General features: G+C 35.2%; 15 protein-coding genes. 11 read left to right on the plus strand and 4 right to left on the minus strand.

Features of this window, described 5'->3' with window-relative positions; genetic code table 11:
- Positions 1-4 precede the first annotated feature (4 nt).
- From PXD56_RS03585 to tsaB, 11 genes are all read left to right on the plus strand, one after another.
- Entirely contained in the window at positions 5-538 is a 534-nt protein-coding gene (locus PXD56_RS03585) for a DUF420 domain-containing protein (protein WP_276491979.1), read from the plus strand.
- On the plus strand, positions 528-746 hold the full coding sequence (locus PXD56_RS03590) for a hypothetical protein (protein ID WP_276491980.1): 219 nt from the start codon (positions 528-530) through the stop codon (positions 744-746). The genes PXD56_RS03585 and PXD56_RS03590 overlap by 11 nt, the downstream gene beginning before the upstream one ends.
- 116 nt (positions 747-862) lie before the next feature.
- Positions 863-2,110, plus strand: coding sequence for an ABC transporter permease (locus PXD56_RS03595; protein WP_276491981.1), 1,248 nt, complete (start codon positions 863-865; stop codon positions 2,108-2,110).
- 37 nt (positions 2,111-2,147) lie between these two features.
- Positions 2,148-3,404, plus strand: coding sequence for an ABC transporter permease (locus PXD56_RS03600; protein WP_276491982.1), 1,257 nt, complete (start codon positions 2,148-2,150; stop codon positions 3,402-3,404).
- A gap of 30 nt (positions 3,405-3,434) precedes the next feature.
- The gene (locus PXD56_RS03605; RefSeq protein WP_276491983.1) at positions 3,435-4,550 is read left to right on the plus strand and encodes an efflux RND transporter periplasmic adaptor subunit; all 1,116 of its coding nucleotides are present in this window, start codon (positions 3,435-3,437) and stop codon (positions 4,548-4,550) included.
- A 94-nt stretch (positions 4,551-4,644) separates the two neighbouring features.
- Positions 4,645-5,346, plus strand: coding sequence for an ABC transporter ATP-binding protein (locus tag PXD56_RS03610; protein ID WP_027064946.1), 702 nt, complete (start codon positions 4,645-4,647; stop codon positions 5,344-5,346).
- Positions 5,339-6,568 (plus strand): ABC transporter permease, encoded by a 1,230-nt coding sequence (locus PXD56_RS03615; RefSeq protein WP_276491984.1) that lies wholly within the window; start codon positions 5,339-5,341, stop codon positions 6,566-6,568. The genes PXD56_RS03610 and PXD56_RS03615 overlap by 8 nt, the downstream gene beginning before the upstream one ends.
- 1 nt (position 6,569) lies before the next feature.
- The gene (locus tag PXD56_RS03620) at positions 6,570-7,826 is read left to right on the plus strand and encodes an ABC transporter permease (RefSeq protein ID WP_276491985.1); all 1,257 of its coding nucleotides are present in this window, start codon (positions 6,570-6,572) and stop codon (positions 7,824-7,826) included.
- A 44-nt stretch (positions 7,827-7,870) separates the two neighbouring features.
- A complete protein-coding gene (locus PXD56_RS03625) occupies positions 7,871-8,995 on the plus strand; it encodes an efflux RND transporter periplasmic adaptor subunit (protein ID WP_276491986.1) in 1,125 nt (374 codons plus the stop codon).
- A 68-nt stretch (positions 8,996-9,063) separates the two neighbouring features.
- Entirely contained in the window at positions 9,064-10,404 is a 1,341-nt protein-coding gene (locus tag PXD56_RS03630; protein WP_276491987.1) for a TolC family protein, read from the plus strand.
- Between the two features lie 85 nt (positions 10,405-10,489).
- Positions 10,490-11,170 carry a tRNA (adenosine(37)-N6)-threonylcarbamoyltransferase complex dimerization subunit type 1 TsaB gene (tsaB, locus tag PXD56_RS03635; protein ID WP_276491988.1) on the plus strand — a complete coding sequence of 227 codons (681 nt, stop codon included), beginning with the start codon at positions 10,490-10,492 and terminating at the stop codon, positions 11,168-11,170.
- A 65-nt stretch (positions 11,171-11,235) separates the two neighbouring features.
- On the opposite strand, the gene PXD56_RS03640 is transcribed toward tsaB, so the two are convergent.
- From PXD56_RS03640 to PXD56_RS03655, 4 genes are all read right to left on the minus strand, one after another.
- Positions 11,236-12,063, minus strand: coding sequence for a mechanosensitive ion channel family protein (locus PXD56_RS03640; protein ID WP_276491989.1), 828 nt, complete (start codon positions 12,061-12,063; stop codon positions 11,236-11,238).
- Positions 12,064-12,128: 65 nt separating this feature from the next.
- The gene (locus tag PXD56_RS03645) at positions 12,129-14,180 is read right to left on the minus strand and encodes a thioredoxin domain-containing protein (protein WP_276491990.1); all 2,052 of its coding nucleotides are present in this window, start codon (positions 14,178-14,180) and stop codon (positions 12,129-12,131) included.
- 66 nt (positions 14,181-14,246) lie between these two features.
- Positions 14,247-14,447: a dodecin family protein gene (locus PXD56_RS03650; RefSeq protein WP_036151958.1), complete on the minus strand. Its 201-nt coding sequence runs from the start codon at positions 14,445-14,447 to the stop codon at positions 14,247-14,249.
- Positions 14,448-14,517: 70 nt separating this feature from the next.
- Positions 14,518-15,429, minus strand: a complete 912-nt coding sequence (locus PXD56_RS03655) for a NifU family protein (protein ID WP_276491991.1) — start codon at positions 15,427-15,429, stop codon at positions 14,518-14,520.
- Between the last annotated feature and the right edge of the window lie 46 nt (positions 15,430-15,475).

The following is a 15,475-nucleotide window of genomic DNA, read 5'->3' on the forward strand; positions in this document are numbered from 1 at the left end:
GGATATGCAGACTAGTGCTAAGGAGGAGAAGAAATTTAATAGGTTAATAACAGTAGTTTCTATTATTATACCAATTGTTGTGGCTATTCTTTTTGGGGTAAAATTACCCAATGTTGAGCCGCTTTCCTTTTTGCCTCCAATTTATGCTACTATAAATGGAATAACTGCAGTTTTATTGTTAGTTGCTGTTTGGGCAATTAAAAATGGAAACGAAAAATTGCATCAGAATTTAATGACGACCAATATAGCTTTGTCTTTGATGTTTCTTGTAATGTATATTGGGTATCACATGACCTCAGATTCTACCAGCTATGGTGGTGAGGGTGCAATTAAATATGTGTATTACTTTATTTTAATTACCCATATTGTGCTGTCTATCGCATTAATACCGTTGGTTTTAAGAACGTATGCTATGGCGTATTTAAAGAAATTTGAAGAGCACAGGGCTTTAGCAAAGTATACATTTCCGGTGTGGTTGTACGTTGCTGTTACCGGTGTAGTAGTTTATTTAATGATATCTCCTTACTATGCATACTAAACGATTAATCTTATTGGTGGTAGTAGTGCTTCTTTTGATTCCTATAGATGCAGAGGCGCAATGTGCTATGTGCAGAGCAGTTTTGGAAAGTGAATCTTCTGGCAAGGCTGCTGAAGGTATTAATAATGGTATTGTTTATTTAATGGCTATACCCTACGTTTTAGTAGCGGGTCTTTTCTATTTTATCTACAGGAAAATGAGGTCTTAAATCTTTTTTTATATTTTTTTACATAAAAAGTGTAACAATCTTCTACTTGGTTAGTCTTATGATTGTGTGATAGTTGTATCACGCTCATCAATCAATCAAACTAATCAATCAATCTTATGTTCGACTTAGAACGTTGGCAAGAAATTTTCGATACTATTCGCAAGAATAAGTTACGCACTTTTCTCACAGGACTTTCCGTTGCTTCAGGAATTTTCATTCTAGTTATTTTATTGGGTTTTGGTCAAGGCATGCAAAATGGTATCGCCAAAGAGTTTGAGCAAGATGCCGCTACCAGTGTTTGGGTCTGGCCTGGTGTAACCACTATTGGTTATAAGGGTATGAACCCAGGTAGACCTATCCAGTTCCGAAATGAAAATTATGATATGGCAGGTGCTTTGTTCGAAGATCAAATTGAGAATAAATCGCCTAGACTTTTTGTTAGAGGTGTATTTGTAAATTATGGTAATGAAGCTTTAGCTTATAATGTACAAGGTGTCTCTCACCAGTTTCAGTTTATTGAAAATGAGTATATGACTTTGGGTAGGTTTCTAAACCAACAAGATGTAGATGCCAAGGCAAAAGTCGCTATAATTAGTAATAAGATCAATCGAGAAGTATTTCATGCGTTAGAAAGTCCTATAGGAGAGTTTTTAGACCTGTCTGGCATTCCTTTTAAGATTGTTGGGGTTTATGGTGATATTGGCGGTGAACGTGAAGAGGATCGCATTTATATACCGGTAAGCACTGCCCAACAAGTATTTAATGGAGCCGATCATTTGAATAACCTTTCCTATACCTTGCCTCCGGTAGATGATTTTGAAACTGCCGTAGCACAATCCATAAAATTTAAAAATGAATTAAAATCGTATTTGCAGAATGCGCATACCGTCGCGCCAGAAGATACTAGTGCTATTCAAGTATATAACCCAATGGAGGAAGCCAAACGCTTTTATGCTTTAATGGGCGGTATAAAATTTTTCTTTTGGTTCGTTGGGGTATGTACCATAATTGCGGGTATAGTAGGGGTAAGTAATATAATGCTTATTGTAGTTAAGGAACGTACAAGAGAGATTGGTATTCGTAAAGCTTTGGGTGCTAAGCCATGGTCTATTGTTGGTATGATTTTGCACGAAGCCATTTTTATAACTGCGATAGCAGGCTTTACAGGTCTCATATTAAGCATGGGTCTGTTAGAAATTGTAGGTCCGCATGTAGAGGTGGATTATGTTTTAAATCCCTCAGTGAATTTCAATGTCGCATTGACCACAGTATTTGTCTTGATTTTTGCTGGAGCGATTGCAGGATTTTTTCCCGCATGGCGAGCGGCTAAAATTCATGTAATAGAGGCATTAAGAGACGAATAATAAATAAAAGCAAACGTATAATTAATTAAGATGTACCATGTTCAATAGAGACCGGTGGAAAGAAATCTTAGAAGTATTATCTAGCAATGTATTTAGAACATTGGCTACTTCTTTTGGCGTAGGTTGGGGTATATTCATTTTAATTATTCTACTAGCAGCTGGTAAAGGTTTGGAGAACGGTATTCGTGCAGATTTTGGTGATATCGCTACCAATACCATGTTCATGTGGTCACGTAATACAACTATGTCCTATAAAGGTTTGCCAAAGGGTAGGCGCTTTAGTTTTAAATTAGAAGATGTACAGGCAATAAAAGATAACGTCCCTAATTTAAGATTCATTTCTCCCCGAAATCAGTTGGGCGGATTTGGTGGAGGTAATAATGTGGTGCGTGGTTTAAAGACAGGAGCTTTTAATGTTTATGGAGATTATCCCGAAATAATACGTCAAGAGCCTATGACCATAACTTCTGGGAGGTTTGTCAATCATAATGACATTCAAGACAAAAGAAAAGTAGCGATTATCGGCGATGGTGTAAAAAATGAATTATATGACCAAGGCGAAACTGTATTGGGTACTTACGTAAAAATACAAGGTGTAAACTTTATGGTGGTGGGTACCTACCAAAAGAAAGATGATGGCGGTGGGGAAGAAGGTCAGAAAGAAATTTATGTTCCTTTTACGTCATTCTCACAGGCTTTTAATATGGGCAATGATGTGGGGTGGATGGCAATTACCGCACTAGATGGTAATTCTATATCTAAACTTAAAGAGAAAATAGTAAGTGTTGTAAAAGAGAAAAGAAAAGTTCACCCAGATGATAAACGTGCCGTTGGGTATTTTGATCTGTACGAACAATACAATCGTGTAGAAAGCTTGTTCGGTGCATTACGTTGGGTCGCTTACTTTGTGGGTGTGCTAGTACTCCTGTCGGGTATAATTGGGGTCAGTAATATAATGCTTATTGTAATTAAGGAAAGAACCAAAGAAATTGGTATTCGCAGAGCTTTGGGCGAAGCACCTTGGTCTATTAAAAAACAGATTTTAATGGAGTCTATCTTCTTAACAATTATATCGGGAATGATCGGTATTGTTTTCGGTGCGGCATTTATCTATGGTGTAAATGCGGTATTGGATTCCGTTGGTCCGGTAGACATGTTTGTAAACCCTAGTGTAAGTTTAGGTGTAGTGGTAAGTGCTTTAATCATTTTAATATTCTCTGGATTGTTAGCAGGTTTCATACCTGCGCAAAGTGCCATCAAAATAAGACCAATAGAAGCTTTAAGAACAGAATAAATTCATCAACAAAATATAACCAATCGCAAAATGAAAAAGTCAACAACAATTGTAATCCTGCTTATTATCGTATTAGCCTTCGGTGGCTCTATGTTCTATTTGTATTCCAAGAATGCAGAAGATCCTGTGGTATATGATACTGAAGAACCTACCAAGCAAACCATAATTAAAAAGACGATGGCTACGGGTAGTATTCTTCCCTTAGAAGAAGTGCTTATTAAGCCGAATATTTCAGGAGTAATAGAAAAGATATTTGTGGAAGGTGGGGACTATGTAAAGTCTGGCGATTTATTATGTACCATAAAAGTAGTGCCAAATTTAAGTGCTTTGAACGACGCTAGAAATAACATTGATGAAGCTAAAATAAATTTAGATGATCAATTACGAAATCTGGAACGTCAAAAAGGATTGTTTGCTAAAGGTGTTATTTCAAAAGTAGATTTAGAACGTGCACAAGTAACATATGACCAATCTAAACAGTCTTATGGTTCAGCCAATAAAAGATATGATATTGTAAAAACGGGAACTACATCTGGGTACGGTAATGCCGCCAATACACAAATTAGAGCGACGGTTAGTGGTATGGTCTTAGAAGTACCGGTTGAAGTAGGTAATCAGGTCATTGAAAGTAATAATTTTAATGAGGGTACTACTATTGCTGCAATTGCAGATGTAGATAAAATGATATTTGAAGGAAAGGTAGACGAGTCTGAAGTTGGTAAAATAAAAGAGAATCTTCCGTTAGAAATAACTGTTGGCGCTATAGAAGACAAAGTATTCGATGCTGTTCTAGATTATATCGCTCCAAAAGGAAATGAAGAAAACGGAGCTATTCAATTCGAAATAAAAGGTACACTTAAAAAGCAAGATTCAATATTTATCAGAGCAGGCTTAAGCGCCAATGCATCAATTATTTTAGCACGTGCAGACAGCGTTTTGGCGGTAAAAGAAGCTTTGGTGCAGTTTGATGATAAAACCAAAAAACCATTTGTAGAAATTGCTACGGGTGATCAAGAATTTGAAAGAAGGGATATTGAGTTGGGTATAAGCGATGGTATTCATGTACAGATCAATTCTGGTATAAAAGAAGGTGAGAAAATTAAGGTATGGAACGAGGTAGTACCTGATGAGCTTGCTGAAAATTAAAAACCAAAAAAAATAATTTAATTGATGTAACAAATAATACACAACATAGTCTAATAAATAGACAGTGTAAAAATTGTTCAAAACAACAACCAACATGATTCAAATTAAAGATCTTCACAAGTCCTATAAAATGGGCAAGAATTCACTTCACGTTCTTAAAGGAATAAATTTTAATGTTGAAGAAGGTGAGTTAGTAGCTATCATGGGTTCTTCTGGTTCTGGTAAATCTACCTTATTAAACATTTTAGGAATGTTAGATAGCTCAGATTCTGGAGAATATATTCTAGATAATGTTCCCATTAAAGATTTGAACGAAACCAAAGCTGCTAGATATAGAAACAAATTTTTGGGTTTTGTTTTTCAATCGTTCAACCTTATCAATTATAAAAGTGCAGCAGAGAATGTTGCCTTGCCTTTATACTACCAAAAAGTACCAAGAAAGGAACGTCAAGAAAAGGCTTTAAAATATTTAGAACAAGTTGGTCTTAAAGAATGGGCAGGTCATTTGCCTAGCGAGCTTTCTGGGGGTCAAAAACAACGTGTGGCCATTGCTAGAGCATTAGCTGCCGAACCTAAAGTATTGCTTGCCGATGAGCCTACAGGTGCATTGGACAGTAAGACTTCTTATGAGGTGATGGACTTGATACAGAAAATTAATGATGCGGGTAATACCATTTTAATAGTAACCCACGAACCAGATATTGCAGATATGTGCAAACGTATTGTGCACTTAAAAGATGGGGTGATCATTGAGGATAAGAAAATAGAACAAGTAAGAGCCGAACAATATGTTTGATAGAGACATTTGGCAAGAAATATACCATAGTATAAGCAACAACAAGCTTAGAACTTTCCTTACCGGATTTTCAGTGGGTTGGGGTATATTTATTTTGGTGCTGCTTTTAGCTTCTGTAAAAGGAATGCAGAACGGATTTACTCTTCAGTTTAGTGATGATGCTACCAACTCTATTTTTGTAAGAACAGGTACTACGTCTTTAGCCTATGGCGGTTTTGAAGCCGGACGAAGAATTCAAATGACCAATGATGATATTGAATACATCAAAAGAAGCTTTCCTAATGATGTAGAATATATAAGTCCTAGGGTGTACCAAAATACATCGGCACGTTATAAAAGCGAAACAGGTAGTTATAATATCCAGGCGGTTTATCCTGATCACCAAGCTATTGAAAAGACTATTGTAAATAAGGGTCGATTCATAAATGCGAACGATTTAATAAATGCTTCTAAAGTTGCTGTAATAGGTAGAAAGGTAGAGGAAGATCTATTCAAGAACGAAGATGCTATAGGTAAGTTTGTTGAGTTCAATGGTTTACCTTTTAGAGTTATCGGTACGTTTACTGATGACGGTGATGATAATGCAGAGCGAAACATCTATGCGCCTACCAGTACATATCAAAAAATGTATGGGCAAACGGATCATATTGATCAGATTGCTTTAACCTACAATCCTAATTATGATTTAACTGAGGCCTTGGCATTTTCTGATCGATTAGAAAATGTTTTTAGAAGACGTTTTAAAATTGCTCCTCAAGATCAAGCGGGAATTAGAATCTTTAATTATGCAGAGGTTTTTGAAGATATCAGCAACTTCACCGGCGGTTTGGATATTGCCGTGATAATAGTGGGACTCTTAATATTACTATCTGGTATTGTAGGCATCGGTAATATTATGGTCTTTATCATTAAAGAACGTACCAAAGAAATAGGGGTGCGTAAAGCATTAGGTGCTGAGCCATGGTCCATTATAAAATTAGTATTGTTCGAGTCTGTTTTTATTACGGCTTTATCTGGATTCATAGGATTGGGAATTGCAACAGGATTATTGGCCGCTATTGGTCCAAGTATTAAGACGGGTGCTTTTGCAAATCCTTCAGTAAGTATGTCAATGGTAGTAACGGCAACGATTATCTTAGTTGTAGCGGGAGTATTGGCAGGATTGATTCCGGCAATGAAAGCAGCAAGAGTAAAACCAATTGTAGCATTAAGCGATAAATAATATGTGGATATTTGATAGAGATTTATGGTCAGAGATTTTTGCCACATTAGGTAAAAACTTATTTCGCACATTTTTAACCATGTTGGGGGTTATTATTGCTATGATAATTCTTGTATTGCTTTTGGGTGGTGCAAACGGAATGAGCAACGGCTTTCAGAAAATATTCGCAGGTACGGCATCTAACAGTTTGTTTGTTTGGAGCCAAAGTACCTCTGAACCTTATAAAGGATTTGAAAGAGGACGCAGAATTCAATTTAAACTTGAAGATGCTACAATTCTTAAAGAGCAAATTCCTGAAATAGAGGTTTTGGCACCAAGAATAGAATTGGGTAGCCATAGAGGTGTGGTAACGGTATATAGAAATGGGTTGACCAGTGGATCGGCAGTGTATGGAGATTATCCTAACATTGATGATATCATGAAAAAGAAACTGGTAGAAGGTAGGTTTCTGAATGAAAATGACATGACCGAGTCTAAAAAGGTGTGTGTTATTGGAGAGGAAACGTATAAACTTCTGTTTGAAAAAGGAGAGAATGCCATTGGTGAAGATGTACGTATAAACGGAGTGTTTTTTAATATCGTCGGTATTTATAAGCCGAACCAAAACATAAATATTGACGGCGAGAATTCGGTTTACATTCCCTTTTCAACATTCCAAAAAGCATTTGGATCTGGTGACAGAATGGGGTGGATGGCTATTTCAGTACAAGCGAATACTAAGGTGCCCGTAGTAGAAAGTCAGATCAAACGTCTGCTGAAAAATAAATATGATATCAACCCAACAGACGAACGCGCCATTGGTAGCTTTGACATGTCTGAAGTGTTTAATAACGTGTCGGCATTTACAGGTGTTTTACAAGGGGTATCATTCTTCGTGGGAATATTGACATTGCTCGCTGGCGTAATAGCCATTAGTAATATCCTGTTGATCACGGTAAAAGAACGTACCAAAGAAATTGGGATTAGACGTGCTTTAGGTGCTACGCCAAAAGTGGTAAAGAGACAAATTGTATTAGAATCAATTGTAATTACAGTATTTGCAGGCTTTGTAGGTTTTGCCATAGCAATAGGGTTTTTAGCACTCGCGAATAATATGATTGGTGATAACAGTGATATGCCCTTTTATAATCTTATGATTAGTATACCGCAATTTTTAGGATCCTTTATTTTAATGGTAGGTCTCAGTGTTTTAATAGGATTGATACCGGCAAATAGAGCTATTAGGATAAAACCAATTGATGCCTTAAGGGAAGAGTAATAGACCAAACAACAAAAGAATAAATAACAATCAAATAGTTGAGCATGAACAAGTATGTAAAGTACGTATTAATAGGATTAGTAGTTTTTGGAATACTGGCTGCAGTAGTCTATTTCATGAAAAAGAACAGCACCCCTTTAAAAACATATGAAACGGAAACCGTTGAAAAAAGAGATATTACTAACAAGGTTGTTGTTACCGGTAAGGTTATACCACGAGATGAAATTGAGATAAAACCTCAAATATCTGGAATCATCCAAAAGGTATACTTAGAAGAAGGTGTTCAAGTTAAAGCGGGTGATTTAATTGCTACAATTAAAGTAGTACCAAATGAACAGTCTTTAAATCAAGCGCGTGGTAGGGTTAATAATGCTAAAATATCATTGAGCAATACAAAGATTGAGTATGATCGTAATAAAACACTTTTTGACAAAGGGGTAATCTCTAGTCAAGATTTTAATGCTTTGCAATTGCGTTTTGATCAAGCTACTCAAGAGTTACAGAATGCACAGGCAGATTATCAAATTATTAGAGTTGGTTCTGCAGGTGGTTCGTCTAGTGCAAATACTAATATTAGAGCTACGGTAACAGGAACTTTGTTAGAGATTCCGGTAGAGGTAGGTGATCAAGTTATTGAAAGTAATAATTTCAACGATGGTACTACAATTGCTTTTATAGCAGATATGTCTAAAATGATTTTTGAAGGTGAAGTTGATGAGGCTGAAGTAGGAAAGCTAAAGGTAGGAATGCCTTTAGAGATTAGTATGGGTGCTTTACAAGATGAAAAGTTCAATGCGAAATTAAAGTTCATTGCACCTAAAGGTGTAGAAGAAGAAGGTGCTGTTCAGTTTAAGATAGAAGGAGATTTGGTAGTGTCTGACAGTACAAATATTAGAGCTGGCTATAGTGCAAATGCGGCAATTGTTCTAGAAGAAAAGAAAGATGTGCTTTCAATTAAGGAGGCATTATTGCAGTTTGATAAAGAAACCAATAAGCCATATGTTGAGGTAGAGACAGGAGAGAATGAATTTGAAAAGAGAGAACTTGAACTTGGTGTAAGTGATGGTATCGATGTAGAAATTGTTTCAGGAATAGATGAGGATTCCAAAATTAAAATATGGAATAAGTTAGAAGCCAAGAGTGAAGACAATGGTCCTAGCGAAGATTAAGAATAATCAATCAAATCAAAAAACGAATCGTTCAGCCTATGTATAGGTTGGTTTAAAAAAAGAATAAAATGAAAGTAAAAATCACAGGATTACTACTATTATGTTCTGTTGTAATGGGCATGGCGCAACAAAAGAAATGGACTTTAGAAGAGTGCGTTTTATATGCTGTAGAAAATAATTTAACTGTAGCACAAGCTGAATTAAATTTGGAAAGTGCAAGAATAGACCAATCAGATGCCATGGGGGCATTATTGCCAAGCTTAAATGGGTCTTTAAGTGCTTCTGCAAATACTGGTCTTGCCTTAGATCCAACGACAAACAATTTAGTTTCTGCAACAATATTTTCAGCATCGGGGAGTATGACATCTTCCGTAACCCTATTTGATGGTCTTAGAAATTATAACCAAATAGAAAGAGCAAAGCTTAATGTAATAAGTGGGCAGTATCAACTAGATGATTTTAAAGATGATATAAAGTTAAGTGTTGCTAATGCGTATCTTCAGGTATTGTCTAACAAAGAATCTCTTAAGGTTTTTAAGGCGCAGAATGCGGTATCATTACAAGATTTAAATCGTACCAGCGAATTGGTAAACTCAGGAGTTGTACCTCGTGGTGATTTGTTGAATATTGAGGCTACAGTAGCAGACCAGGAACAACAGATTGTTAATGCGGAGAGTATGATACTAATATCTAAAATAAGTTTGGCACAAATGTTAGGTATTACAGATTATGAAAATTTTGATATTGCAGAAGAAGAGTTCGATATACCACCATCCGATATTTTAGAAAATTCAGCAAAGGTTATTTTTGATAAGGCATTGACCTTTAGGAATGATATAAAGTTTGCCATGTCTGGAATAGAATTAGCTCAAAAAGATCTGGAGATTGCCAAGGGTGCAAAATACCCAACTGTAGGAGCATTCATTAATTATAATACCAGATATTCTGATCAAAATAATGACCCATTTACGGGTGAGGCAATTCCGTTTAAAGACCAGTTATATATCAATGATGGTATATCTTATGGTGCTCAAATGAATATTCCTATTTTTAATGGGTTCAGTGTTAGAAATAATATAAAAAGAGCAAAGATTAATGTTGATCAGGCTAGAATCGATTATGAAAGAACCATGCTGGAATTGGAGACAGATGTTAATCAAGCTTATGTTAATGTAATTAGTTTTTATAAGGCGTACGAGGCGGCAGAAAAAACATTGGAAGCGAGACGTTTAGCGTATCAATACTCTAAAGAACGTTTTGATGTTGGGTTGATGAACTCTTTTGATTTTAGTCAAGAACAGTCAAGAGTTGATAATGCAGAAGCAGACGTAGTTAGAACGAAGTACGATTATATTTTTAGATTAAAAATATTAGAATTCTATTTCGGCATACCTATTTCTTTGGAGTAGAAAAAATAAAATTATAATTGATGAGCCTGTAACATTTTCATGTGTACAGGCTTTTTCATTTTACAGTAAGTAATACCTTTGCAACATGGGCGTAATAATAAATCTAGAAACATCATCAACTAATTGTTCGGTATGTGTTGCTAAAGAAGGCGAAATTCTTGCAATAAAGGAGTTGAATTCGGCTAACTATTCACATGCAGAGAAACTACATATTTTCATTGAAGAGGTAATGAAAGAAGCTTCTTTAAAAATGGAAGATTTAGAGGCTGTAGCGGTCAGTAAAGGTCCGGGTTCTTATACGGGACTAAGAATAGGTGTTTCTGCAGCAAAAGGTTTGTGTTATGCATTAGGCATCCCGCTGATTTCGATTTCTACATTGAAAAGTATGGCATCCCAAGTAAAAATTAATAATGATGAAGTGTTAATACCTGTTTTAGATGCTAGACGTATGGAAGTGTATTCATCTGTATTCGATGCTGAACTAAATGAAATTAGAGAAACCAAGGCTGAAGTAATAGATGAAAACTCGTTTAAAGAATATATCAATTCAAAACACATTCATTTTTTAGGTAGTGGTGCTGAGAAGATAAAAGAACTATTTCCGTTAGAATCTATTACCTATCATTGCGATGTAGTGCCATCAGCAAAAGAAATGGCTTCCATATCATCGGACAAGTTTAATGCTTCCAATTTTGAAGATGTAGCTTATTTTGAGCCGTATTATTTAAAAGACTTTGTGCTTCAAACTAAGAAAGCAAAATCTTAAAGCTTAGATATTATAAAAAAAGCCCTTGATTTATCAAGGGCTTTTTTTATACCAATTATATATAATTAACCTTTCAACTGTGTTATTACTCTCTGTGGGAATGGTATTTCAATTCCAGCAGCGTCAAAGCGATATTTTATTTCTTCCATCACATAAAAATGAGCCGCCCAAAAATCACCGTTATTAGCCCAAAATCTTAAAGTTAGGTTTACTGAACTTTCACCTAATTCACCTACATATACTTCAGGAGCGGGATTCTTGTGTATAGTTTCTCTTTCTTTACAAATGGCTAAAAGAATTTCTTTAGCTTCTTTAATGTTAGACGTATACCCAATACCTACGTCAATTTTATCTCTTCTTGTATCTTGTGCATTGTAATTGGTAATGGTGTTGTTAGAAAGTTGACCATTTGGTATAATGGCAATTTGATTTCCAAAAGTACTGACCTTTGTCGTGAAAATAGATATTTCCTTTACCGTACCGTCCACGCCTTGTGCAGATATAAAATCTCCTATTCTAAAAGGTTTAAACAATAAAATTAAAACCCCACCGGCAAAATTGGCTAGAGAACCTTGTAAGGCTAAACCAATAGCCAAACCTGCAGAAGCCAAAATAGCAACTAGGGAACTTGTTTGAACTCCTAATTGGGTTATCACAAGTATGAACAATATTATTTTTAAGGCAATACTTATAAAGCTTTGTAAGAATGTTTCTAGCGCTAAGTCATAGTCTTTATTTGCGAAAAACTTACGTATCATCTTATTTATGAAACGTATAACATAGGTACCTGCTATTAATAGAAATATTGCCCATAATATACTAGGTAGTACATCCCATAACCAAGCTATTGCATTATCTGCATGTTCTTGCAGATTCATTATTTTATCTAACATAATTTGTTTTTTTAAGGCAACTTAACCACTAATAATAGACCTGTAAAAATAATTAGTAAACAGTCCTATAGGATAGGAGAAACAAGGTCTAAAGCTTTGCTAGGTTCTTCAACCGGCATTTGACAGCTACCGTGATTACAAACGTAAATGAGTGTCTTGTTCATCACATACCTATTCATCAATAAGGGTAAGTTGCTAATTTTAGCATTTGATGCAGCAAATATAGCGTTTGGTAAATAGTTCTTTAGAAGGGATTTGCATATGAGTTCAAAGTTTTCACCGATAACGACCAATTCATAGAAATTCTCACTCATTAGCTGTGCCAAATGCAGCCAATTGGCATGATTTTGTGGATTTTCAATTATAGATGGTTTCATGCTTTTCATTATTTGATGCAAATGACCGTCAAAATTATCTTCAGGAAAGTATTTAGAAAGCTTATGCAAGTTATGCGCCATCATTGAATTGGAAGATGGAATAACATTATCTGCAACTTCTAGAGTTTTTCTAATAAGATTTCCTTTATTTTTAGATGTAAAAAAGAATAGTCCTGTTTTTGGATCCGAGAAATTTTCAATTACATATTGTGTTAACTCTAAACTATGATTAAGCCATTTCTCATTAAATGATACTTCATACAAGCCTATAAATCCATCAATAACGGATGCATAATCTTCAAGAAAACCAGGTATAGTACTCTTTCCATTTTTAAAATTACGATATAAACCACCAGCTGCTGTAATCATATTGTCTACAATGAAATTAGCATTGTTTACTGCAAGGTTTAAGTACCTTTCATCTTCTAAATATCTATAAGCATCTGTTAGACCTTTTAAGGTCAAACCATTCCAGGATGTTAGAATTTTATCATCTAATCTTGGTCTGTTCCTTTTTTCTCTTTCTATTTTTAATAGAGAAAGACACTTAGTTATGGTTTCTTGTAGCTCTATTTTGGTAATAGAGTGTTTCATGGCAATTTCTAATGCTTCGCCATCTCTAATTAATACATAGTTTTCTTCTTCCCAATACCCATAAGAGTTAATGTTGAAATAATCGGCAAAAAGTGCGTAGTCATCTTTCAAAAGTTGTTTAAGCTGTTCTTCTTGCCAAACGTAGAAAGCACCTTCAACAAGCTTATTATTATCAGTTAAACTATCTGCATCTAATGAAGAATAGAATCCATTGCTCTTATCTAAAAGTTCCTCTTCAAGAAAGACTATACTTTTTTCTACTACATTTTTATAAAGTTCATTTTTGGTAGCGGCATATGCATTAGCGTAAAGACTAATTAATAGCCCATTGTCATAAAGCATTTTTTCAAAATGGGGAACATGCCATTTTGTGTCTACTGAATATCTGGAGAAGCCGCCACCAACATGGTCAAAAATACCTCCCCAAGCCATTCTCGTTAACGTGGTATTTACATATTCATTTACGGCATTATCCTTTTTTGTATGCGAATAGTACTTTAAAAATATGAGGTTTGTAGGCATCATGAATTTAGGTGCCCGTTTGTATCCGCCTAAAAAAGTGTCAAAGTATTTTGACCAATCAGCTACTATTGTATCAATTTCTGATTCTTGAATTAAATCTTGATTTTCACCTGTGGTTATTGCATTTATTTCTTTTAATCCCGTAGCCATATTTTCAGCATATCCAATAATTTTATTGGGGTCATCAACGTATAATTTTTGAAGTTGATTTAAGACTTGTATCCATTCTTGTTTTTTTACAAATGTTGCTCCCCAAAATGGTCTACCGTCTGGCAAGGCAAGGATATTTAATGGCCAGCCACCACTACCGGTCATCATTTGCAGAGCATCCATATAGATATGGTCAATATCAGGTCTTTCTTCTCGGTCTACTTTTATATTGATGAAATGAGCATTCATTGTTTCGGCTACTTCTTCGTCTTCAAAGCACTCATGTTCCATAACATGGCACCAGTGACAGGCAGCGTATCCTATACTAATGAGAATTAACTTATTTTCTTCTTTAGCATTTTGTAAAACATCGTCGTTCCAAGCTTCCCAGTTTACTGGGTTGTGTGCGTGTTGTAGTAAATAAGGACTACTTTCTTTAATGAGATTGTTCGTATGCTTTTGTGGGGTTGGCATGGGGTGTTTTTTATTTTGAAAACAAAAAAAGCGCCTTTTGGCGCTTTTAATCCTGTTAAGTAATTGCTATTTCACTTCGAAAGTGATTTTTACATTTACTCTATAATTTTTGATTTTACCATCTTCAACGGTGGCACTTTGCTCGTTGATGTAAACCGATTTAATATTTTTTACTGATTTAGATGCTTCTGCCACCGCTTTTTTAGCTGCGTCTTCCCATCCGTTATCAGAATTTGCTAATATTTCAATTACTTTTAAAACTGCCATAATTATTGTTTTTAGATTTTCACTAAGTTACAAAATCTAATAGCAATGTTTAATTCAATTGCATGAATAATTAGCCGTTTAACGCAACAACTTCATTCACTTTATCGCCCATCATATTCTTTAACATGGTTTCAATACCATTCTTAAGGGTAAAGGTCGAAGAAGGACATCCGCTACAAGCACCTTGTAAAATAACATTTACCGTTTTACTTTCAGTATCATATGATTTAAACATAATGTTACCTCCGTCACTAGCTACTGCCGGTTTTACATATTCTTCTAAAATATCAACAATTTCTTGAGATGTTTCGTCAAGTTCAGTAGTGTTTTCTGCCGATATTGTTTCTGAAACCTGAGCTTCTTCACCAATTGCCTTTGCATTATCTGCTACAATCTCTTTACCGTCAGCAATAAAGTTTCTGATTACTTCACGTAATTCAATAGTGATGTCATCCCATTCTGCAACCTCAAATTTAGAAACAGAAACGTAATTCTCATCAATAAAAACTTGCTTCACAAATGGGAACTGAAATAGCTCTGTAGCTAATTTAGAATCTCTGGCTTCATCAATATTTTTAAATTCGAAAGCAGACGCTACAATTTTCTTGCTCGCAACAAATTTCATGGTAGAAGGATTAGGGGTAACCTCTGCATAGACCGTTACCGGTACGGGTTTATCCATGTCTTCTTCTATAACTATAGGTTCGCCGGCATTTAAATACTCAACCAGTTGTTGTGCGACTTCATCTTTTACATCTTCCCACTGAACAATATCATAACGTTCAAGCCCTATAAAATCACCTGATATGTATACCGTTTTAATAAAAGGTAAATGGAATAATTGCTGTGCTAATGGTGAATTTTTAGCATCGTCAATGTTCTTGAATTCGTAATTCTTTCGTTGAACTAAAATGTGATTAGTTTCGAACTTTAATATATTTGGGTTATTGGTCTTTACGACCGTAATCGAATACTCTTTCATTTCATCAAAAATTTTATACAAAAATACAAAGGAAATCTTAGTTTCG

Origin of the sequence: Maribacter zhoushanensis (assembly GCF_029350975.1) — a bacterium.
Classification (GTDB): Bacteria; Bacteroidota; Bacteroidia; order Flavobacteriales; family Flavobacteriaceae; genus Maribacter; species Maribacter zhoushanensis.